Raw genomic sequence first — 19,824 nt, forward strand, 5'->3', positions numbered from 1 at the left:
CCCCTATGCGCGAAGCCAGGCGGGGTAGCGGAGATGCCGCCGCCCCACCTCGATGAACAGCGGATCGCGCTTCGCTCCCCAGACCGCGAGGGTGTGCCCAACGATCCAGAACACCGCCCCGACCAGCCAGAGCCGCAGGCCGAGGGCTATGGCGGAGGCCAGCGTACCGTTGGCAATGGCCACGGCCCGTGGCGCACCACCCAGCAAAATCGGTTCGGTCAGGGAGCGATGCACGGGCACGAAATAACCGGGCACGGCCTCGGCTTCAGGATCGAAGAGAACCGCCATCAGATCAGCGCTCCGCCCGAGAAGGAAAAGAAGGACAGGAAGAAGCTGGACGCCGCAAAAGCGATGCTGAGTCCAAAGACGATCTGGATCAGGCGACGGAACCCGCCTGAGGTTTCGCCAAAGGCCAGGGTCAGACCGGTCACGGTGATGATGATCACCGAGATGATCTTCGCCACCGGTCCCTGCACAGATTCCAGTATCTCGTTGAGTGGTGTCTCCCACGGCATCCCCGTGCCGGACGCCCATGCCGATGATGCGAAAACAAGCGACAGCAGCATGGATGTTCCGAACACACGAAGGTCGGGCATACGACGATCAGGACGTGCACCAGCGCACACGATAGCGCGCTTGCATGAAGGCCGCATCATGATGATTCTCCATTGGCAGAGAATGATGTTTCGGAAGAAGAGAGGCTGACCGGACGGATGCGATAGGCTCCGGTCGTGGGATTGAGACCGTCAATTTCGGCCAATTCAGACAGGCACCGCGCCGTGCCGCGCCCCGATAGCACGGCGATCACGTCGATGGTTTCTGCGATCATGGCGCGCGGCACGGTAACCACCGCCTCCTGGATCAGCTGTTCCAGACGATACAGGGCAGCGAGCACCGATCCGGCATGTAGTGTACCGATGCCGCCCGGATGGCCGGTGCCCCACGCCTTGACCAGATCGAGTGCTTCGGCCCCACGCACCTCACCGATGGGAATACGGTCAGGACGCAGACGGAGACCGGACCGGACAAGGTCGGAAAGGGTAATCACACCTTCGCGGGTCCGCAGGGCTATGAGATTGGGCGCTGTGCATTGCAGTTCGCGCGTGTCCTCAATCAGCACGACACGATCGCCGGTTTTCGCCACCTCGGCCAAGAGGGCGTTGACCAGCGTGGTCTTGCCCGTCGACGTGCCGCCCGCGACCAGGATGTTCCTCCGCTCGGCGACAGCGCGGTGCAGAAACACCGCCTGCCCCTCTCTCATGATTCCGGCAGCGACATAATCATCGAGAGTAAAGACCGCGATGGCGGGCTTGCGGATGGCGAAACTCGGGGCCGTCACTACTGGTGGCAACAGCCCTTCAAACCGCTCACCGGTAGGCAGTTCCGCTGATACCCGCGGTGCCCCCGCATGCACCTCCGCACCCACATGATGCGCAACCAGACGCACGATCCGCTCGGCATCCTCTGGCGAGATCGTCTCACCCGTGTCGGCCATGCCGTCAGTCAGACGGTCGATCCATAACCGCCCGTCAGGATTGAGCATGACTTCAATAATGGACGGATCCGAAAGGTGACCGGCGATGGCTGGCCCCATCGCCGTGCGCAGCATAGCAACGCTACGAGGTCTGCCCGCCTGAGAAGAAACCTGAGACATGTTTTTGCCCCCGCACTGCTCTGCTAATGGATAAATCTCCATCAACCGCGGGACGTATTAGGAAAGGCATACTCAAGCTGATCTCAATAGTTTTTTCGACCCTGCGCGAATGAGCGTAAAAGGGCGCAAAATTATCGACCGCAACGGTCGTTTTGATCCCGATTATGATGACACCAGTTGGACATGCAGATCAGCTACGTTTGCAGAGTTGCAGTTCGAAGCTGACAAAAGCGAGCGGTAAGGTATTCTTCGACTATCAGCGATAGGAGAGCGGATATTGACCTCCCCAAGTCCCAGTTCAGCGCCGCGTTCGCCTAAGCGCCAATCACGTCTGGTCTTCTGTTTTGACGGAACATGGGATCGATTAGATTCTCAACATCCGACAAACGTGGTCCTGACGGCAGAAAGTGTTTTGCCGTTGGCCAACGATGGCGTTGCACAAGTAGTATTCTATTCTCAAGGCGTCGGAACAGGTAAATTAGACCACCTATCCGGTGGGATATTCGGCACAGGGCTATTGCAAAATATGGCTGATGCCTATCGTCAGCTCATTTTCAATTACACTCCTGGCGATGAAATTTATGTTTTTGGTTTTTCCCGAGGAGCTTATACAGCAAGATCTTTCGTTGGGCTGCTGCGCCATATAGGCATTGTCTCCCGGAGCAACGCGGCACAGGTCAATGACGCGATAAAAATCTACAGCAATCGCAAACAAAATGATCTTATGGATGGGCCAGATGTCTGCAAGGAGAGACTGAAACTCTCACCAGATATTTGTGTTAGCACCGAAGAAGACGACTGGCGGTGCAAAAATTTTCCAGGATACACATCTGGCAATGCGCCGTTACTTAAGATTAAATATCTTGGAGTGTGGGACACTGTAGGCGCACTTGGCGTTCCCAAGCGTTACCTGTTCGCGCAAAAGTTCGATCGTAAACTCGCATTCCACGATACAACGCTCACATCGATGGTCGAGTCCGCTCGGCACGCAGTTGCAATTGATGAAACACGTGAAGACTTCTTTCCGACCTTGTGGAACAACATCGACGACCTGAATCGTCAGGCAGGAAAAGAGCCTGATGCTCCCAATGCACCATATCTCCAGCAATGGTTTCCGGGAGTACACTGCGCTGTCGGTGGTGGTGGCGACCTCCGGGGGCTTTCTGACGAAACGTTAGAGTGGATATGGGACGGGGCACGCCAAGCAGGTCTAGGACTAGATACGTCTCCCTCATCCAAAATATACACCTTAAAACCAGACTGTACTGATCCACTGAACCCATTTTCAGAACAAGGAATGGGGTGGTTAGCCAGATGCAAGACATCCATAACGGATTCCATATGGAAACGAGCCCATCGTAAAGGACCGTCTCTTTTGCGAGATGTCAGTATCTTTGCACGTCGCCGCTGGAAAGCGGCGCCAGACAGCTTGCCCGAGCACCAGAATTATCGTCCGTCCACCCTTTCCGCCGTGGCCGATGCGTTGGGTTCGGCTACCGACCTTCCTCCAACGGTTCCTGAAAATTTCCATATTATTGTCGTGAAACAAGGAGATCAGCTCGACAAAATCTCGCTATCTTTGTTCGGAAATATCCAGATGGCCAAAACGATATTTCAGATGAATTTGGATAAGCTTGACGACCCGAACCATATTTACGCTGGCATGACGCTGCGCGTTCCTATTCCACCAAGCGAGCCGAAAGCAGACACAACAAAGGCGTAAGAATATTTATTACGCTATTATTTCTTTTACATAAATTCAACTTCGTTCAATCAAGATTCATCTTCCTCATTAGGCGGTAGATCCTGATGGAGACGGCGCCCGGCACTCAAATGCCGGGCCAACGTCTCGATAAACTGTTCATAACGCGCAGTCGCCTGGGCGCGGGCAGTGGCCGCAGCCGGCTCGGGCAACGGTGGCGTTGTGAGCAGCCAGAAGCGAATGAAAAGCGCCAGTGTCTCGACGTTGATCCCAAGGTCGCGCTCCATGTGACCGATCCGACGATCAAGCCGTTCCAGCCGCCGGTTTAGCGCGCCCTCACCTTTCCCGTCCTCAGGGGAAAGAAAGGCGGCAAGCGCCGTTTCGACCAGCATGGACTGGGACTGGCGACGACGGGTGGCAAGATCCCCCAAGGTCTCCGCCAGCACGGGGTCCAGATAGACCGTAATCTGCTGCTTCCTGCGCGCTCGTTTCATGGACCTTCCATCTCCATGCCGTCATCCCGATCCAATGCAGCCAGCCGTGTCATTCGCTGGAGATCCTCGAATTCCCGCCTGGCGCGCATGGCGGCATGATCGGGATCAAGGTCCGGGTTTTTCCGTTCATGCTCGTCCCGCCCCCGCTCTGCTTTCGGTGTGTGGGCTGCATCAAACTCGCGCGTCTGCTTCTGTCCTGCACCCATCGGTTCGTCAGAAGACGTTCCAGCCAATGTGTCTTCATCTTCAGGAGGCATCTGGTCTGGCGTGGGTCTGCCACTCCAGTCATCTGCGCCCGCAGCGTCCGCCGACAACCGAGGCGCAGGCGGCGGCAGAATGCGTTCCTGCAGGCGCGGATCGGCATAATAACGCGCCTTGCGGGCGCGCACTGGCGGTGTGCCGGCCGCCATGACAACCTCTTCGTTGGATGGAAGCTGCATGATTTCGCCGGGCGTCAGCAGAGGCCGGGCACTTTCCTGCCGGGAGACCATCAGATGCCCCAGCCAGGGCGACAGGCGATGCCCCGCATAATTTTTCTGTGCCCTAACCTCGGTGGCCGTGCCAAGGGCGTCAGACACACGTCGAGCTGTCCGCTCATCATTGGTCGCGAAACAGACACGGACATGGCAGTTGTCGAGAATTGAATTGTTGTGCCCGTAGGCTTTCTCGATCTGGTTGAGACTCTGGGCAATCAGAAAGGCTTTGATGCCATACCCCGCCATGAAGGCGAGCGCGCTTTCAAAGAAGTCGAGACGCCCGAGCGCCGGAAACTCATCCAGCATGAGCAGAAGGCGATGATTTTTCTTCTGGTGTTGCAGGTCTTCCGTCAGGCGACGACCGATCTGGTTGAGCACCAGGCGGATCAGCGGCTTGGTCCGGCTGATATCCGATGGCGGCACGCTGAGATAGAGTGTCGTGGGGCGGCCGCCACGCACGATGTCGGTGATCCGCCACGTGCAGCGGGATGTCACCTTGGCCACGACCGGATCACGATACAGGCCCAGAAATGACATGGCGGTAGACAACACACCGGACCGTTCGTTGGGAGACTTGTTGAGCAGTTCCCGAGCGGCCGACGCCACCACAGGGTGCGGCCCCGCCTCTCCCAGATGCTTCGTGCGCATCATGGCGCGTAATGTCGTCTCGATCGGGCGTTTTGGATCGGACAGCAGATTTGCCACGCCGCTGAGGGTCTTGTCCTTCTCCGCATACAGGACATGCAGGATGGCCCCGACCAGAAGGGAATGGCTCGTCTTTTCCCAGTGGCTGCGGCGTTCCAGCGAGCCCTCGGGATCGACCAGCACGTCAGCCACGTTCTGGGCATCCCGTACTTCCCACTCACCCTGACGGATTTCCAGCAGGGGGTTGTAGGCATCCGAGCGTGGATTGGTGGGGTCAAACAGAAGGACACGGCTGAATGTTCCCCGAAAACCTGCGGTCTCCTGCCAGTTCTCTCCCTTGATATCATGTACGATGGCCGAGCCCGGCCAGGTCAGGAGTGTCGGGATGACGAGACCCACGCCCTTGCCCGAGCGTGTGGGCGCGAAGCACAGAACGTGCTCCGGGCCATTATGCCGAAGATAGGTCTTGCGGTGACAGCCCAGCACAACGCCGTCGGGATCGAGCAATCCGGATTTCTGCAGGTCTTCGGCGCTCGCCCATCGCGCGCTGCCATAGGTAGCGGCCCGTCTGGCCTCGCGCGCACGACGCACCGACATGGCGACAGCCACGAGAAATGCCAGCACACCACCCGAACCAGCAATCCAGCCGCCCTGCGAGAAGATGTGCGGCGCGTAGGCGTCGAATTCATACCACCACCAGAAAACAAGCGGTGGCGCATAGACCGGCCAGTGATGGAACAAGGTGAACCATGGCTGGCCGAGTTCGGGCTGAAAGGCCAATTGCCAGGCCACCCATTCTGTCGCCCCCCACCAGGACAGAACAACCAGCACCAGCACGACGCATAGCTGTCCCCATAGGACACGTGCTCCTGACATCGCCGTTTCCTCCTTTTCATCAATCGAGAAAAGGCGAGAGAGACTTACAAATACCAGCGCCGGAGCCCTGTCTACGTGGCCTGGTGCATCCGGGCGTAAAATTATCGCCGCGCGCGTGGGCTCTACGTCACAATGGCGCTTGCACAGGTTTTCACGGGGACGGCCTTCCCCTGAAACGACGGCACCAGATCCACGCCGTTAACATCCGTAACGACGTTGTGAATCCTGCTGGATCGCCTGCCCTCATTTTCTGCTTAAAATTCAGGCGTTAGGCGCATCTAGGTTGTTATGACGATCGAAATCCGCCATCTGCGGTCCGCGCTCGCGGCCGCCGAACATCGCAGCCTCCGCAAGGCGGCAACTGCATCGGGCATACGTGCCGCCCTTCTTTCCAAGGACATCCGCCTGCTGGAAGACGTGATTGGCTGCACGCTCTTTATCCGCACCCCGGCGGGCGTACGGCCAACATCCCATGGCGTCGACTTCCTGCATGTGGCGCAGCAAATCGTCCATGATGTGGATATGCTGGCAAACAGTCCCGGTTCCGGTGCCCGGCAGACAGCCCGCCGCCTTACGATTGGTTATTATACATCCGTCTCGACCGGAAACCTCCGGGCAACGCTGGGGGAATTCCAGCGTAGACACCCGACCATTCCGTGGAAGTTTGTGGGCGGTAGCCGTGCATCACTGTTGCAGAAGGTCGAAACTGGACAGGTCGATATTGCAATTGTCACAGCGGGCGGACTGGAATGGCAGGATGCGCTGCTCCGGCTCTGGTCGGAACGCTGTGTGGTCGCACTGCGGTCCGATCATAAGCTCGCAGCACTGCCCGTTCTGGAATGGAGCCTTCTGCGCCATGAGCGGTTTCTCATCAGCACACAGGATCCCGGCCCGGAGATCGCGGACATCATCCGCCACTACATCTCGGTCGATGTGCGCGCGCCCAATCTCGTGACACACGATACGGAGACGCAGTTTCTCAAACCCTTCGTGGCGGAGAATGGCAGCGTCATGATCGATTATGAAAGCGCAACGGGAGACGGCCTGAGCAACATTGTCTACCGGCAGGTGCTCAACGGTCGCCAGCCTGTCGAACTGCGTTTTGTGGCCTGTTGGCGGGCCGATAATCCCAACCCATCTCTGGCTCGTTTTCTCCAGTTACTCCGGGAACGCTATCCGGATATATCCTGACAAAGACGCAAGACCTCTGCGGTTTCAAAATTAATTTGGAACTATCATTATCCAATATACGCCAACGTAGGTCACGCATGTTGCATACATCACTCTCGAATCTTGCACAGTGCGATATCACGAATTTTGCATAGGTCACCCGACGGACGTTGCAAGTGCAACCCACGTTTCTTGCAGCCGTCACCTATCGAAATTTGCAGCAGCGTTGCCCCACGACTTTGGCATCGAGACGAGGAGCAATACATTGATTTTAAATCAGGAAAATCGGTGCAGTTTCGGGCGGTAAAATTTCACCAGCTATACGAAAGATTGCCATATATGCGCTGGCCCTGCCCATAGTAGCAGGCACCGCCACCGCCCGAGCATGATGTAACATAACGCTTGTTTGTGAGGTTTGAGATCGCCAACTGCGCTTTCAAACCTTTGAGTGTTGGTGTCAGGGCAGAAAAGTCATAATGGGCTCCGACATCAAACAGAGTATAGGCAGGCGCTTTAAAAGAGTTAGCATTATCAGCATACGTATATCCGATGTAACGAACTCCAAAGTTGAGGCCAAATCCATGAAGAACTCTGACTGGCGGGGTATAGTCAATAAACATATTCACCATATTGCGCGGAAGACCTGAAATATATTTCCCTTTTTCAGAGACCTCACCCAGGACGTTGCCATAGATATCTGTGCGGTCTTCAACCGTATCGCTTTTTGCAACGCGTGTATCATTAAAACTATATGACGCAGTTAGATGTAGATCTTTCGTAATGTTCGCATGCGCAGATAGTTCAACCCCTTTCGACACAACAGTTCCCGCATCAACCTGATAGCCTGGATTGACTGTATCGGTGATGGCGTAGTGATTTTCTTTTATATGATAGGCTGCAGCCGTCAGAAAAATATCGGAATGTGGAATTAAGTATTTCAGCCCGGCTTCAAACTGATCCCCCTGGTTAGGCTTGAACAGCTTTCCATCTGCGGAAAAATATCCGACCTGCGGCATGAATGATGTTGCGTAGCTGAAATAAGGCGTCAGCCCAAAATCGAAGTTATACGTAAAGCCTGCACGCCATGTAAATGCAGAGGCAGGTTCCTTATGTTCAGTGCTTATGTGTCGTGCCACATTTGTCGCACCAATATGGCGCTGGGCATAAACGATTGAATCATAACCATACCAGTCCTGTCGTCCTCCTAAGGTCACAGTAAGCTTATGGAACTTCATCTGATCCTGAAAATATATGCCTTTCTGGTTTAATGTCTGGAACAGATCTTGATTTGTAATATGATCAGAACCTGACCAACTATAATTGGGACTCCATCCATATTGAGGCGCCCAAATGTTTATTGGCTCACCGCTTAAATCATAATAAAGGTTCTGTTCAACTTTCACTTGTCTGAAGTCCATACCTGCCACCAGCGTATGGCTTACAGGTCCAGTAGAGACATGGCTGATTAACTTGCTGTCAAGGCCGATAGTGCGGCTGGGTTGCCACGCCATGTTAGCTGTCCTCGAATAAGTAGAACCATCAGTCGATAAACTCCCGCCCGTTATAGTATTGTAATACGCTTTGGAATCTTCATACATAAACGTTTGCTGAAATTCTAAGTATTTATTAAACTTGTGCGCAAACTGATATTCAAAGCGGGCTTCTTTTGATGTCATTATTTGATTTGAGGGCTCCCCCAGAAAGCGACTTCGCGGCAAATATCCACCGGTTCCCCGTATTAATGTACCTACAAGTGGATACCCAGTCGCATACATCCCATTATCAGGTGTGTACATATAACTACCTAATAACGTAAGACTTGTCTTATTATCGATATCCCATTTTATAGAAGGAAGAACGCCAACTCTCTTATAGTTTATATAGTCAGTTTGCGTTCCCTGTGTGACACCAATCCCGGCAATACGATATTTCACGTTACCTGATTTTGTTACCTTGTCACTCACATCAAAAGTTGCCTCATATCGCCCCCAGTTACCGAACCCTACGGAAACATTCCGAATTGGCGTGTCTGTTGGCTGCTTCAAGCGCGTTGCAATGATACCACCGGGACTTGTCTGTCCGTACATGACGGACGCTGGCCCGTTCAGGGCCTCGACACGTTCCACGAAGGCTGTCTCCCCTGCAGAACGGGAATTGGACTGTATTCCATCAATATATTGGGTAGAGTTAAACCCGCGCTGCATAAAGCTACCCTTGATACCAGCATTTCCGTTGTTTCCTGTCCCTGTCTGCTCAGAAACAACGCCAGGCATATAACGCAGTGCCTCTTGTATATTTTGTGCTTGTTGGTCTTGGATTTCCTGCTTGGTAATTACGTAAACAGAGCTGGGAATTTCCCACAAGGGCGTATCGGTCTTCGTGCCTGCGTCGGTATAGGTTGCAACGTAGCCGTTCCCAGGCCCGATAGCTGCTGCATGTGCGTTAAAACTACCGCCGACGCGAACCGGACCAAGCGTGATATTCGCCGCTTTTGGTGTAGCCATAATCTGGAAAGCACTTTCTCCCAGCGTCTGATATGACAACCCACTTCCCTGCAGAAGACGTGCCAACGCTTCGCTGGATGTAAACTGCCCATGCAGCCCAGTAGTCGTATGACCGGCCAGTGTCGGTGCCTGCGACGTCACCTGAATACGGGATTGAGCACTGAACGACACAAGCGCGCTCGACAACGATCCGGCAGGAATATTGAAGCTGAATTTTGGCTGAGTCTGTGCAGTCTCTGCCCGCGCTCTGGTCGGGACAAAGGACGTCAGCGCAGTGGTGGTGGCGAGCATCAGGACCGATGCGGCTATCGGTCTCCTCAGAAATCCTGACGAATGCATGGGCGCGGCTCTTCCTGTCATCTCAGTTTTTAATGCAATTCATTTGCATCCAATGGGCATGGTAAGTGAGATGCACGGGAAGGCCGTTTTTTCGGAAAAAATTTCAGATTTTTTTATTTTTTTTGCGCGATGATCATTATCACTCTGTTTGATAAGGGTTTTTTCTTTTCCATGAGGTTGCGCATTTTTCTGACTTGAGCCCCCGCACCTCGACACATGGTCCCAGGCAGACCTGTTCTCTCGCAGAGGACATTTCCTTCGATCTGAAGCATGTCACGTCCGCTGCCGTGTATACGGGGCTGAATCGATGTCTGTGAGAACGCCTTACGAGCAACGAGAAACCAGCCCGCGAGACCGTTTCAACGCCCCGTCACGAGTGCAAACCAGGGCGTTACGGACATGACCTTCCCCCCATAGGGATGCACGATCAGTTGCAGCGACGTTTGCGGGTGATGCAGATCGTAGGAACCGCTGACCTTGCGTGCTGCCAGCGTATCATGCGTGACGATAATCCGGGTGCTTGTCCAGGGCTGGAGTGCTGCCACCATGTCAGCAATGGTATTGCCCTGTGCCACCAGCATTCCGTCACGCCAAAGCCCGATGGTCTCGGGTGCCTGGGTGTCGGATATGATCTGGGTGCCTCGGACATCAACGCGATCCCCCGCATGCAGGTCGCGCTCCAGGCCGATGCTTCCCTCTGCGGACACATGCACGGCCCCTTCCCGCACCGCCACGGACGTCTCATCACCGTCTGTCCGGGCATCGAACATAGTGCCGATATCCGTCGTCGTCACCGGTCCGGCAATTACGGTAAACGGCCGACTGGCATCATGATGCACCACGAAATAGGCTTCGCCGCGCAGCAGTTCGATCCGTCGCTCATGAGCCGTCATATGCATGGCGACTGCGGAACGCGGTGCCAGAATGACCTCACTGCCGTCGGCCAGATGGATGTCCTCCGTAACACCTGCCTGCGTGTAATGGTCCGCCCGCAGGCGCAGGGGCAGGTCGGGCACGAACACAAAGGCGGCTATACAGGCAGCCATGGCAAAGCTGGCAAATGCGGCGACATTTACCTTCCTTCTGCCAGTGCGATCGTTCGCCGGAATGCCCCAGAACCTTCTACGGGCGCCGCCCCGCCTCTTGCGCTCCGGTGGGGCCAGATCGAGTACGCCCAGCGTCTCATTGATTTCCGCCCAGGCCTGCCGGTGCAACGGGCTTTCCTGCAGCCATGCCTCGAACTGGCGGCGCAATTCGGGATCGTCCGGCTCTTCACGGAGATAGATATGCCAGCCTGCTGCTGCCTCATCGGGGCTGCGGGACTCAGTCATGCCACGCCTCCCCTGTCCTGGGACGGAAGAGACAAGCCAGGTGGAACGCAGCAGGCAGGATCGCAAGGTCATACCGATAAGATGCGCGGCATCCCCGGTTTTTCAGAAAATAATTCAAATCCACCGAGGCCTACTGCCCTTCCTTGCGTATCCGGTTGCAGGCTGCCAACCCTTCGGTGATCAGACCATGCACCATCGGAATGGATACACCCAGCACGGCGGCGACTTCCCGCAATTTCATCCCTTCAAAATGATACATACGAATGGCCTCCGCCTGTCGCTCGGGCATGGCATCAAGCGCATCCATCACACGCATCATCGTTTCACGGGCCGCTACGGTTTCTTCGGGTGATGCTGCATCATCGGGGACAGTGGCTGTAACGACATCAAAATCCGCCTCGCTTATCCGCTCGATTTTTGTCCGGCGGGCACGCGTCATCAGAAGGTTGCGAACGATGGTCCGCAGGTAGCTTCCGGGCGAGGCAATCGTGCTTACGGACTGCCGTGCGAAGAGCACCCACGCATCCTGCACGATGTCTTCCGCCAGCACGCTGTCGCCCGACAACTGTCGCGCATAGGACAGAAGGCCGGGACGGTGAGCCTCGTAAAGCTCAAGGGACGAATGTTTGGACTTCAAGACAGGTGGTTCCCGATGCCATCACAACGCCAGCATTCAGAAATTAAGAAGGATTCGCAATTGTGATGGCACAGGGTCCGACTTTCCGCAAGATTTAGCAGCAGACCGCCGGTTTCGCCGGTGTTCAGCGAGGACCTATGAACAGGACGTCTACGCTGGAAGAAAGGCCGTTTTCTGCGGGTAAGATGCAAGTCCTTCGAAAATCGCATATCACGTGTCTGTCATTTATCGCTCTTTTTTCTGAAAAAACGGCATCGCCAAGCATCCATACTCCCAGCAGGGGTTCGCCCCGTTTTCATTCCGGACGCCGTCGCCGACTGCGTGTTCCGGGCACGCAGGGAGAGTTCATATGCAGCACGGTTGCCCGCCTTTCCGCCATTCAGTTGCGATTCAGTGTTATTCTTATTCTTTCAAGGTTAACAGGCCGGCAGTATCCGTCGGCACGTTCGTGCCATGACCACCCGCACCCTACGTCGCTGGTTCGTGGTCCATAAGTGGACGAGCCTGGTCTGCACACTGTTCCTGCTGATCGTCTGCGTGACCGGCCTGCCGCTGCTGTTCTCCGAGCAGATCTGGGACACGTTCGTAGGCGACGATGACCCGCCCTATGAGGTTCTGCCCCCTGGCACGCCCAATGCCAGTCTGGATATCATCGTGGACAAGGCGCGTGCGCTCTATCCCGGCCAGATCATCACCAGCGTCAATCCGGATGACGATGAACCAGCGGTGCTGGTCTCCATGGCCCCAAGCTGGCAGGCGCTCAAGGACGACGAGAATTACCCGGACCGCCATTCCGGTCACTGGATCAAATTCGATGCCCGCACGGCGAAGGTGCTGGAACAGTCGCGCCCGGCGGATGCGCCCATGGAACCGCGCACCTGGACCGGCATCATCATGGGGATCTGCAACCGGCTGCATGTCAGTCTGTTTGCTGGACTACCCGGTCGGCTGTTTCTTGGCCTTATGGGCGGCGTGTTCGTGGCCTCGCTGGTGTCCGGCACTGTGCTGTACGGCCGGTTCATGAAGCGGCTGCCGTTCGGCTCGGTCAGACGTGACCGGGCCTCACGCCTGACCTGGCTGGACCTGCACAACCTGCTGGGGGCCGCCACACTGGTCTGGGCGATGGTCGTGGGCTTTACCGGACTGGTCAACGAACTCCAGACCCCACTCTTCGGGCTGTGGCGCGTAACCGATGTTCGCCAGATTTTGCGTCCCTATGCCAACCTGGCCGTGCCGTCGCAGGACCATCTGTCCTCCGTGCAGGCCGCGTTCGATACGGCGGCGAAAGCCGCTCCCGGCAATGAGGTGACCGGCCTGTCCTTCCCCGGCGCCTCCTTCGGCAGCCCGGTGCATTACGTGCTCTGGACGCGTGGTGCGACACCTTTACGCGCCCGACTATTTACCCCGGTGCTGGTCGATGCCCGCACGGGTGAGCTGACTGGGGCGTATCCCATGCCGTGGTACCTGCGTTTCCTCGAAGTCTCCCGCCCCCTGCATTTCGGCGATTACGGCGGCATGCCTCTGAAAATCCTGTGGGCGCTGCTCGATGTGGTGGTGATTGGCGTGCTGGTCAGCGGCCTGGTGCTATGGGCGGGCAAACGGAAGATCGCGACCGATGCCCGATTGCGGGCGCTGGGGTATGATCTGGATGACGGCGACGGCACCGCGCCTGCGGATTTCGCGCTTACCCCTGTGGAGGGCGCGCGATGAACGCCGTCTCTCCCGAAATCCCCGTGCCATCCCAACCAGTTTCGGCATCACGTCACGCCGTCGCCGTCTGGCCGTGGCCGATCGCGCTGGGTCTGCTCACCGCCTTCGGCCTGCTGTCCGCCCTGCTGGGCCAGCATGGCGTCTGGCTGGCCCTGTCATGGGCCGCCCTGTCTATTCCCCTCATCGTGACGGTCGCCTGTCTGTTCAAAGCATGGTGCCGCACACCGTCTGTCAAAGGAGGTCAGTCATGACCCCGATCTCGTTTTCCCCGTGGGATATGTTCCTCAACGCCGGTCCCGTCGTCCGCTGCGTCATGATCCTGCTGGCCGCAGCTTCGCTGCTGACCTGGACCATCTTCATCGCCAAGTCGGTCGAACTGCTGCGCGTGCGCCTTAAACTCCAGAAGGCCGAAAAAGCGCTGGAAGAGGCCAATACGCTGGACCTTGGCGAGGAATGGACACGAGGGAATTCGTCCATTGCCCACACGCTGGTCATGGCGGCCGAGACCGAACGTAAGCGCTCTGCCGACATCCCCGATGATAGCGAGGGGCTGAAGGAACGCATCGTCCTGCATCTCGAACGGCTGGAGGCGGCCGAGGGGCGCAGGCTCCTGCGTGGCACTGGCGTGCTGGCCACCATTGGCGCGACCTCACCCTTCATCGGCCTGTTCGGTACGGTCTGGGGCATCATGACCTCGTTCACCGGCATTGCCGCCAGCAAGGCGACCAGCCTCGCTGTGGTGGCTCCCGGCATTGCCGAGGCCCTGCTGGCAACCGCTCTCGGTCTGGTGGCCGCCATTCCGGCGGTGGTGATCTACAACCATCTCGCTCGTCAGACGGCCTCTTGCCGCGCCCAAGTGGCCGACCTGACGTCCCTTGTGATGCGCCTTGTCTCGCGTGATCTCGGACGCATGCAGGCCCTGACCGCCAGCGGGCAGGTGGTGCGGCTTGGCGCATCGCGCGACAGCCGCTCGGTCGCCGGGGAGTAAGCGGCATGATCCGTATCCGTCACACAGATGAGAACCCGCATGAGGCGAGCGAGATCAATGTCACGCCGTTTATCGACGTGATGCTGGTGCTGCTGGTGATCTTCATGGTCACCGCCCCGCTGACCACGGTGAACGTGCCGGTTGACCTGCCATCCTCGACCGAGAAGCCAACACCGCGCCCGGACGACCCGGTGTTCCTCACCGTCAAGGCCGATCACGGCCTGGCGCTGGGAGAGGACGATATTTCTGCCGATGCGCTTCCCGGCGCGCTGGAGAGTGCGACCAAGGGCAACAAGGACGAGCGCATCTTCCTGCGCGCCGACAAGACGGTCGATTACGGCACGCTGATGGGTGTCATGGATAAGCTGAGGTCTGCCGGCTATCTCAAGGTCGCCCTGGTCAACCTGCAGGGGCAGGAGGAAGGCAGTGAAGCAGGCTCAACGCCTGTGCCGTCTGGCAACGCCGCCCCGGCGTCAGGTGCAACCCCATGAGCGGTGCCGCCGACATGACGCAGGCAGAGGAGAGTGTTGAGGCCAACACGGTCCCGTCCTCCTTCACCGACTGGCAGCGCGGACAGTTGCGGCTGGCCCGGCGGGACGACGCCATTCGCTGGGGCCTCTCCTTTCTCGCCGTGCTGGCGGTCGGTGGCGGAGCGATCTGGTGGATCATGCGTCTGCCGCCGCCCGTGATGGCCGTGCCAGAACCACCGCCAGCCGCGATCGCCATCGACATGGCGCCAGAACCGGTCTCAACACCCACCCCGCCCACGGATCTGCCGCCGGGACCGCAGCAGACGCAGTCCATTCCTGATCCGGCCCCGGTTGAACCGCCAAAGATCACCGCACCACCTTCGCCCGCGCCCAATCCGCCAATCCCGGTACCCAAGCCGGAGAAGCCAAAGAAACTGGTGAAGAAGCACAAGCCTGTGCCGATGCTCAAAAAGCCAATCCCGGACAAGACGCCACCGGCCGAGGCCACGACCGCACCGCCGTCAGCGGAAGCGCCTCCTGCTCCAACCCAGGCAGCCCCGGCTCCCGGCGCCTCGTCGTCAAAGGCGTCGCATGATCCTGTCACATGGCAGGGCGCGCTGCTGGCGCAGCTGGAGAAGTTCAAGCGCTACCCGTCCGACGCCATGGCCGACCATCAGGAAGGTGTGCCGACCGTAACCTTTTCCATGGACCGCAAGGGTCATGTGCTGTCGGTCACACTTGCCGGTAGTTCCGGCCATCCACTCCTGGATCAGGAGGCGGTCGCCCTGCCAAAGCGCGCCCAGCCACTACCCATCCCGCCGGACAGTGTCGCGGGGGATCCCATCACCCTGACGGTCCCCGTCGAGTTTTACATCCATGCCGGCGGAAACTGAGGTTTTCGCCGTTCTCGCTCCCATTCTCTTATTCTGATCGTGACAGGATCAAACCCATGCTCGCTTTTTCCGAATACCGCCGTTCCTCGCCATCCCTGAGTGAAATCCGTCCTGGCATGGGCGCCAGCCGCAGCGCCGTGCGCGGGCTGGAAGACCGCTGCGAAGAGGTCGGCATCAAGATGACCGATCTGCGGCGCATCCTGCTGCACGGCATCCTCGAAGCCGGACCGCGGGCAACGGCGGTGGAAATCTGGAAAACGCTGGGAAAGATGATGGAGGATGGGCACGCGCCCTCGCAGGGGTCAATCCAGCGCAATCTCAATCTCTTTGTGGAGCGTGCGATCCTGCGTCGGGATGTCACGCCCGACCGGCAGTGGCTCTACAGCGTCGCGCCGGAACGCAAGGCCGCTCTCGCAATCACCTTCGTGGAAGCCGGCACGGGTCGGAAGATCGCCTGCAACGCGCCGGAAGTTGCCACAGTGCTGCGGCGGGTCGCAGCCGAGCACGGTCTGGCGGTGCAGGCCGCCGCCATCACGGTCACACCGTCAGCCGGGCATGATCTGGAGGCCCGCTGACAAGACCCGAATATTTTTTCGTCTTTCTCTGAAAAAATGCCCGCATCGATCGTCTTATAGAGTGAGCCCTCCCGCAGGGACGGGACATCTTCCTTGAAATTCATTGCCTGGTTTGTCCGTCGCCCGGTAGCGACGCTCCTGCTGCTGCTCTCCGCGGTGCTGTCGGGACTGATGGCGCTGCCCCTCCTGCCGGTCTCTGACCTGCCCGATGTCGACCTGCCGGTGATCTCGGTCTCGGCGTCGAATGCCGGCGGCTCGCCCGAGGTGATGGCCCGCACGGTGGCAGCACCCCTGGAGCGGCATCTGGGCAATATCGCCGGCGTCACGCAGATGATGTCTTCCTCCACACGGGGGGAGACCTCGATCTCTCTAGGGTTTGAACTGGGCCGTGACCTCAATGGCGCGGCCCGTGACGTGGAAGCAGCGATCCGGGCGGCCCGGCGTGACCTGCCGACCACGCCGGGATCGGACCCGCAATATCACCGGGCCAATCCCAACGCGACGCCGGTGCTGATCCTGGCGGTGACACCGGGCATGCAGTCCATGGCGAAGCTGTATGATCTGGTGAACACCACCCTGCGGCCGATGCTGCTGCAGGTGCAGGGCGTAGGCGATGTGACGCTCATGGGCAGTTCCGCGCCCGCCGTGAGGGTGGAAATGAACCCGCTGCTGTTCTTCAAATACGGCATGGGGTTCGAGAACCTGCGCGCGGCGCTGGCCTCGGCCAATGCGCATACCCCTAAAGGGGTGATCGACATGGGCGACCGACGCTACCAACTTGCCGTCAACGATCAGGCCGAACATGCTGATGCTTACCGGGATCTGGTGATTGCTTACAAAAGCGGTCGTCCCATCCGGCTGCGGGATGTGGCGATTGTCACCGACAGCATGCAGGACGTGAATGCGGCCGCGTTCTTTGATGGCAGACCGGCCCTGACCCTGATGGTCCGCGCCCAGCCGGGGGCCAATCTGGTCGGCATTGTCGATGCGGTGAAGGCCCGTCTACCACAACTGCGCACGCTCATGCCGTCGGGGGCGGATATCGCCGTGGCGCGGGATGGCTCGGCTGTGATCCGTTCCTCGCTGCATCATACGCTGGTGACGCTTCTGGCCTCCTGCGTTCTGGCACTGGCCGTGGTGTGGGTGTTCCTGCGCTCGTGGACCGCCTCGGTGGCCGCCGCGATCATCGTGCCGTGCTGCCTGATCGCCAGCCTCGGACCGATGCATCTGGCGGGCTTCGGGCTGGACAATCTCTCGCTCATGGCGCTGACGGTGGTGACGGGTCTGGTGGTGGATGATGCCATCGTGGTGATCGAGAACATCATCCGCATGCACGAGCGGGGGCTTTCCATCGACGAGGCCGCCATTGCCGGGGCGAGCGAGGTGACCTTTACGCTGCTGTCGATTACGGTCTCCGTGCTGGCGGTGTTTCTGCCGATCGGGCTGGCTGCTGGTCTGACAGGACGGCTGTTCCGGGAATTTGCCGGCACCGTCGGCATTGCCGTAACCGTGTCGCTGGTTCTGTCCTGCGTGGTGACGCCGTGCCTGACGGCACTGTGCATGCGATTTGCCGAAAACAGAATGACCATTCAGCCAGAAGTGGATGCGGCAGATTTTCTGGATCATGAAAAACACAGCGGCAGCCTGTATCGCCGCACTCTGGAAGTCTGCCTGACCCATCCCGGCAAGACCGCGCTGCTTTTGCCATTGACCCTGCTGGTCGGGGCATTCCTGTTCACCCGCATGCCCAAGATTGTGTTTCCGCGTCAGGATATCGGCATTGTCTCGGGCGGGTCTCGGGGTAGCGGCAGCTCGCTGGCACAGACCAAAGCCCGGCTGAAACACTTCAGCAGGGTGCTGCTGGAAGACCCAGCCGTCAGCCATGTCATCGCCTACCTCGACACCGGCGAGGGGGCCAGCCATGGCATGGTGTTCGCCACGCTGCGCGACCTGTCCACCGGGCGGGCATCGGGAAGGGAAGTGGCTGCACGTGCGGTGGCCCGGATGGGAAAAGATATCCACGCCGAATACCATGCCCAGGCGCCGGGCAACATCATGATGCGGGTCGGCTCGAACAGTAGCGGGGTCAGCTATATCCTGCGCAGCGAGGATGACCGGCTGCTGGGACCGGCGACACGCAGGCTGGCGAAAGCCCTGCGTCGGCACCCGGAGTTCGCGGATGTGGATCCGGACGTCGATCCACCGGGACAGGGGATCACGCTGTCGATCGACCGCGACACCGCCGCCCGTGTTGGCGTCACGCCGCAGGTCATTGGCAACACCCTGTCCGATGCGCTGGGCCAGACCACGGCCTCGGTCGTCTACACCACCCATGGACAATACAATGTGGTGCTGACCGTGGAAAACCGCTTCCAGCGCGATCCCGAGATCCTGAAACAGTTCTGGGTCAGTCCGTCCGGGGGATCAGCGTCGGGCAGTTCGGCGTCCAATACCATCCGGGTGGTCACGTCGCCTACGGCCAGCACCACAGCCTTGACGAGTGCGACGGCATTCAGGAACCAGGTCGCCAATTCTCTGGCAGGCGGGGCGAATGCGTCCACAGGCTCGGCAGTCGCCACGGGGGCAGAGACGCTGGTGCCGCTGTCGGTGGTGGCGCGAATGACCCCCAGTCTCGACCCGGTAGCCGTGACCCATATCGGTTATGCCAGTTCCGCCTCTCTGGCGCTGGAACTGGCGCCCGGTATCAGTCTGTCGCAGGCACAATCTGTTATCGATCAGGAGTGGCGGAGCCTGCATCTGCCCGAGACCATCACCGGGGAATTGCAGAGCGATGAGGGGGATGTTGGCAAAAGCACGCATGACAGCGAGATCCTGATCATCGCGGCCATCCTGGCTGTCTGGATCACGCTGGGCATGCTCTATGAAAGCGTGTGGCACCCGCTGACCATTCTCTCCACCATTCCCTCGGCCGGGATTGGGGCCATCATGGCGCTGGACCTGTTCGGGCTGCCGTTCTCGGGCATGGCGGTGATCGCCATGCTGCTGCTGACCGGCATCTCGCTCAAGAACGCGATCCTGCTGGTGGATTTTGCCATCCATGCCGAACGCGAACGCGGCCTGACGGCGCGCGAGGCCATTCGTGAGGCCTGCCTGCTGCGCCTGCGGCCCATCGTCATGACCACCTTTGCCGCTGCCCTTGGGGCGTTGCCGCTGGTGCTGATGGGTGGCTACGGGATGGAGCTACGCCAGCCGCTCGGGATCGCGCTGATCGGTGGCCTGCTGGTCAGTCAGGCCCAGACCATGTTCACCACGCCAGCACTCTATCTGCTGGTGGGGCGGTGTGCCGATTACCTGCAGCGCCTGAAACTACGATGGGTTCGGACACGTCGAACCTGAGCG

The 19,824-nt window shown here is 58.6% G+C and carries 18 protein-coding genes; 10 read left to right on the forward strand and 8 right to left on the reverse strand.

From position 1 onward, the window contains the following. Window positions 1-3 precede the first annotated feature (3 nt). The 3 genes from KUA11_RS14435 to trbB are packed head-to-tail and all read right to left on the reverse strand — an operon-like array spanning window position 4 to window position 1,609. Window positions 4-288: a VirB3 family type IV secretion system protein gene (locus KUA11_RS14435; protein WP_010511125.1), complete on the reverse strand. Its 285-nt coding sequence runs from the start codon at window positions 286-288 to the stop codon at window positions 4-6. Continuing rightward, window positions 288-656: a TrbC/VirB2 family type IV secretion system protein gene (locus KUA11_RS14440; RefSeq protein ID WP_217411490.1), complete on the reverse strand. Its 369-nt coding sequence runs from the start codon at window positions 654-656 to the stop codon at window positions 288-290. The genes KUA11_RS14435 and KUA11_RS14440 overlap by 1 nt, the downstream gene beginning before the upstream one ends. Beyond that, window positions 653-1,609: a P-type conjugative transfer ATPase TrbB gene (gene trbB, locus KUA11_RS14445; RefSeq protein WP_217411551.1), complete on the reverse strand. Its 957-nt coding sequence runs from the start codon at window positions 1,607-1,609 to the stop codon at window positions 653-655. The genes KUA11_RS14440 and trbB overlap by 4 nt, the downstream gene beginning before the upstream one ends. Before the next feature lie 322 nt (window positions 1,610-1,931). Here trbB and KUA11_RS14450 point away from each other — a divergent pair, with 322 nt between their 5' ends. Further along, window positions 1,932-3,377, forward strand: a complete 1,446-nt coding sequence (locus KUA11_RS14450; protein WP_217411492.1) for a phospholipase effector Tle1 domain-containing protein — start codon at window positions 1,932-1,934, stop codon at window positions 3,375-3,377. Window positions 3,378-3,427: 50 nt separating this feature from the next. On the opposite strand, the gene KUA11_RS14455 is transcribed toward KUA11_RS14450, so the two are convergent. After that, window positions 3,428-3,850 carry a CopG family transcriptional regulator gene (locus KUA11_RS14455; protein WP_217411494.1) on the reverse strand — a complete coding sequence of 141 codons (423 nt, stop codon included), beginning with the start codon at window positions 3,848-3,850 and terminating at the stop codon, window positions 3,428-3,430. Continuing rightward, window positions 3,847-5,847: a conjugal transfer protein TraG gene (locus KUA11_RS14460; protein WP_217411496.1), complete on the reverse strand. Its 2,001-nt coding sequence runs from the start codon at window positions 5,845-5,847 to the stop codon at window positions 3,847-3,849. Before KUA11_RS14460 ends, KUA11_RS14455 begins: the two co-directional genes overlap by 4 nt. 288 nt (window positions 5,848-6,135) lie before the next feature. Here KUA11_RS14460 and KUA11_RS14465 point away from each other — a divergent pair, with 288 nt between their 5' ends. Beyond that, on the forward strand, window positions 6,136-7,038 hold the full coding sequence (locus KUA11_RS14465; RefSeq protein ID WP_217411498.1) for a LysR family transcriptional regulator: 903 nt from the start codon (window positions 6,136-6,138) through the stop codon (window positions 7,036-7,038). A gap of 290 nt (window positions 7,039-7,328) precedes the next feature. Here KUA11_RS14465 and KUA11_RS14470 read toward each other — a convergent pair whose 3' ends face one another. Beyond that, the gene (locus KUA11_RS14470; RefSeq protein ID WP_254454958.1) at window positions 7,329-9,812 is read right to left on the reverse strand and encodes a TonB-dependent siderophore receptor; all 2,484 of its coding nucleotides are present in this window, start codon (window positions 9,810-9,812) and stop codon (window positions 7,329-7,331) included. Between KUA11_RS14470 and KUA11_RS14475 the strand changes: the two genes are divergently transcribed. Beyond that, entirely contained in the window at window positions 9,796-9,993 is a 198-nt protein-coding gene (locus tag KUA11_RS14475) for a hypothetical protein (RefSeq protein ID WP_217411555.1), read from the forward strand. The genes KUA11_RS14470 and KUA11_RS14475 overlap by 17 nt on opposite strands. Before the next feature lie 226 nt (window positions 9,994-10,219). On the opposite strand, the gene KUA11_RS14480 is transcribed toward KUA11_RS14475, so the two are convergent. After that, window positions 10,220-11,191 (reverse strand): FecR family protein, encoded by a 972-nt coding sequence (locus tag KUA11_RS14480; RefSeq protein ID WP_217411502.1) that lies wholly within the window; start codon window positions 11,189-11,191, stop codon window positions 10,220-10,222. Between the two features lie 130 nt (window positions 11,192-11,321). Further along, the gene (locus KUA11_RS14485; RefSeq protein ID WP_217411504.1) at window positions 11,322-11,828 is read right to left on the reverse strand and encodes an RNA polymerase sigma factor; all 507 of its coding nucleotides are present in this window, start codon (window positions 11,826-11,828) and stop codon (window positions 11,322-11,324) included. 453 nt (window positions 11,829-12,281) lie between these two features. On the opposite strand from KUA11_RS14485, the gene KUA11_RS14490 reads away from it, so the two are divergent. The 7 genes from KUA11_RS14490 (at window position 12,282) to KUA11_RS14520 (ending at window position 19,821) form a co-directional block, all read left to right on the forward strand. Then, a complete protein-coding gene (locus KUA11_RS14490; RefSeq protein ID WP_217411506.1) occupies window positions 12,282-13,538 on the forward strand; it encodes a PepSY-associated TM helix domain-containing protein in 1,257 nt (418 codons plus the stop codon). Continuing rightward, window positions 13,535-13,789 (forward strand): hypothetical protein, encoded by a 255-nt coding sequence (locus tag KUA11_RS14495; protein ID WP_193732636.1) that lies wholly within the window; start codon window positions 13,535-13,537, stop codon window positions 13,787-13,789. Before KUA11_RS14490 ends, KUA11_RS14495 begins: the two co-directional genes overlap by 4 nt. Then, window positions 13,786-14,526 (forward strand): tonB-system energizer ExbB, encoded by a 741-nt coding sequence (gene exbB / locus KUA11_RS14500; protein ID WP_217411508.1) that lies wholly within the window; start codon window positions 13,786-13,788, stop codon window positions 14,524-14,526. Before KUA11_RS14495 ends, exbB begins: the two co-directional genes overlap by 4 nt. A gap of 5 nt (window positions 14,527-14,531) precedes the next feature. Further along, window positions 14,532-15,017, forward strand: a complete 486-nt coding sequence (gene exbD, locus KUA11_RS14505) for a TonB system transport protein ExbD (RefSeq protein WP_217411510.1) — start codon at window positions 14,532-14,534, stop codon at window positions 15,015-15,017. Beyond that, on the forward strand, window positions 15,014-15,889 hold the full coding sequence (locus KUA11_RS14510) for an energy transducer TonB family protein (RefSeq protein ID WP_408744219.1): 876 nt from the start codon (window positions 15,014-15,016) through the stop codon (window positions 15,887-15,889). Before exbD ends, KUA11_RS14510 begins: the two co-directional genes overlap by 4 nt. Window positions 15,890-15,945: 56 nt before the next feature. Beyond that, window positions 15,946-16,464 carry a Fur family transcriptional regulator gene (locus KUA11_RS14515; protein WP_217411512.1) on the forward strand — a complete coding sequence of 173 codons (519 nt, stop codon included), beginning with the start codon at window positions 15,946-15,948 and terminating at the stop codon, window positions 16,462-16,464. A gap of 93 nt (window positions 16,465-16,557) precedes the next feature. Continuing rightward, the gene (locus tag KUA11_RS14520; RefSeq protein WP_217411514.1) at window positions 16,558-19,821 is read left to right on the forward strand and encodes an efflux RND transporter permease subunit; all 3,264 of its coding nucleotides are present in this window, start codon (window positions 16,558-16,560) and stop codon (window positions 19,819-19,821) included. Window positions 19,822-19,824 lie beyond the last annotated feature (3 nt).

Source organism: Acetobacter estunensis (assembly GCF_019083805.1).
GTDB classification, from domain to species: Bacteria; Pseudomonadota; Alphaproteobacteria; order Acetobacterales; family Acetobacteraceae; genus Acetobacter; species Acetobacter estunensis_A.

What these genes read in the sequence shown, in the direction of transcription:
- KUA11_RS14455 (WP_217411494.1), bottom strand. Translation starts at nt 3,850, where the DNA reads ATGAAACGAGCGCGCAGGAAGCAGCAGATTACGGTCTATCTGGACCCC.
- KUA11_RS14480 (WP_217411502.1), bottom strand. Translation starts at nt 11,191, where the DNA reads ATGACTGAGTCCCGCAGCCCCGATGAGGCAGCAGCAGGCTGGCATATC.
- exbB (WP_217411508.1), top strand. Translation starts at nt 13,786, where the DNA reads ATGACCCCGATCTCGTTTTCCCCGTGGGATATGTTCCTCAACGCCGGT.
- KUA11_RS14490 (WP_217411506.1), top strand. Translation starts at nt 12,282, where the DNA reads ATGACCACCCGCACCCTACGTCGCTGGTTCGTGGTCCATAAGTGGACG.
- KUA11_RS14495 (WP_193732636.1), top strand. Translation starts at nt 13,535, where the DNA reads ATGAACGCCGTCTCTCCCGAAATCCCCGTGCCATCCCAACCAGTTTCG.
- KUA11_RS14465 (WP_217411498.1), top strand. Translation starts at nt 6,136, where the DNA reads ATGACGATCGAAATCCGCCATCTGCGGTCCGCGCTCGCGGCCGCCGAA.
- exbD (WP_217411510.1), top strand. Translation starts at nt 14,532, where the DNA reads ATGATCCGTATCCGTCACACAGATGAGAACCCGCATGAGGCGAGCGAG.
- KUA11_RS14435 (WP_010511125.1), bottom strand. Translation starts at nt 288, where the DNA reads ATGGCGGTTCTCTTCGATCCTGAAGCCGAGGCCGTGCCCGGTTATTTC.
- KUA11_RS14470 (WP_254454958.1), bottom strand. Translation starts at nt 9,812, where the DNA reads ATGCTCGCCACCACCACTGCGCTGACGTCCTTTGTCCCGACCAGAGCG.
- KUA11_RS14460 (WP_217411496.1), bottom strand. Translation starts at nt 5,847, where the DNA reads ATGTCAGGAGCACGTGTCCTATGGGGACAGCTATGCGTCGTGCTGGTG.
- KUA11_RS14515 (WP_217411512.1), top strand. Translation starts at nt 15,946, where the DNA reads ATGCTCGCTTTTTCCGAATACCGCCGTTCCTCGCCATCCCTGAGTGAA.
- KUA11_RS14510 (WP_408744219.1), top strand. Translation starts at nt 15,014, where the DNA reads ATGAGCGGTGCCGCCGACATGACGCAGGCAGAGGAGAGTGTTGAGGCC.
- KUA11_RS14440 (WP_217411490.1), bottom strand. Translation starts at nt 656, where the DNA reads ATGATGCGGCCTTCATGCAAGCGCGCTATCGTGTGCGCTGGTGCACGT.
- trbB (WP_217411551.1), bottom strand. Translation starts at nt 1,609, where the DNA reads ATGCTGCGCACGGCGATGGGGCCAGCCATCGCCGGTCACCTTTCGGAT.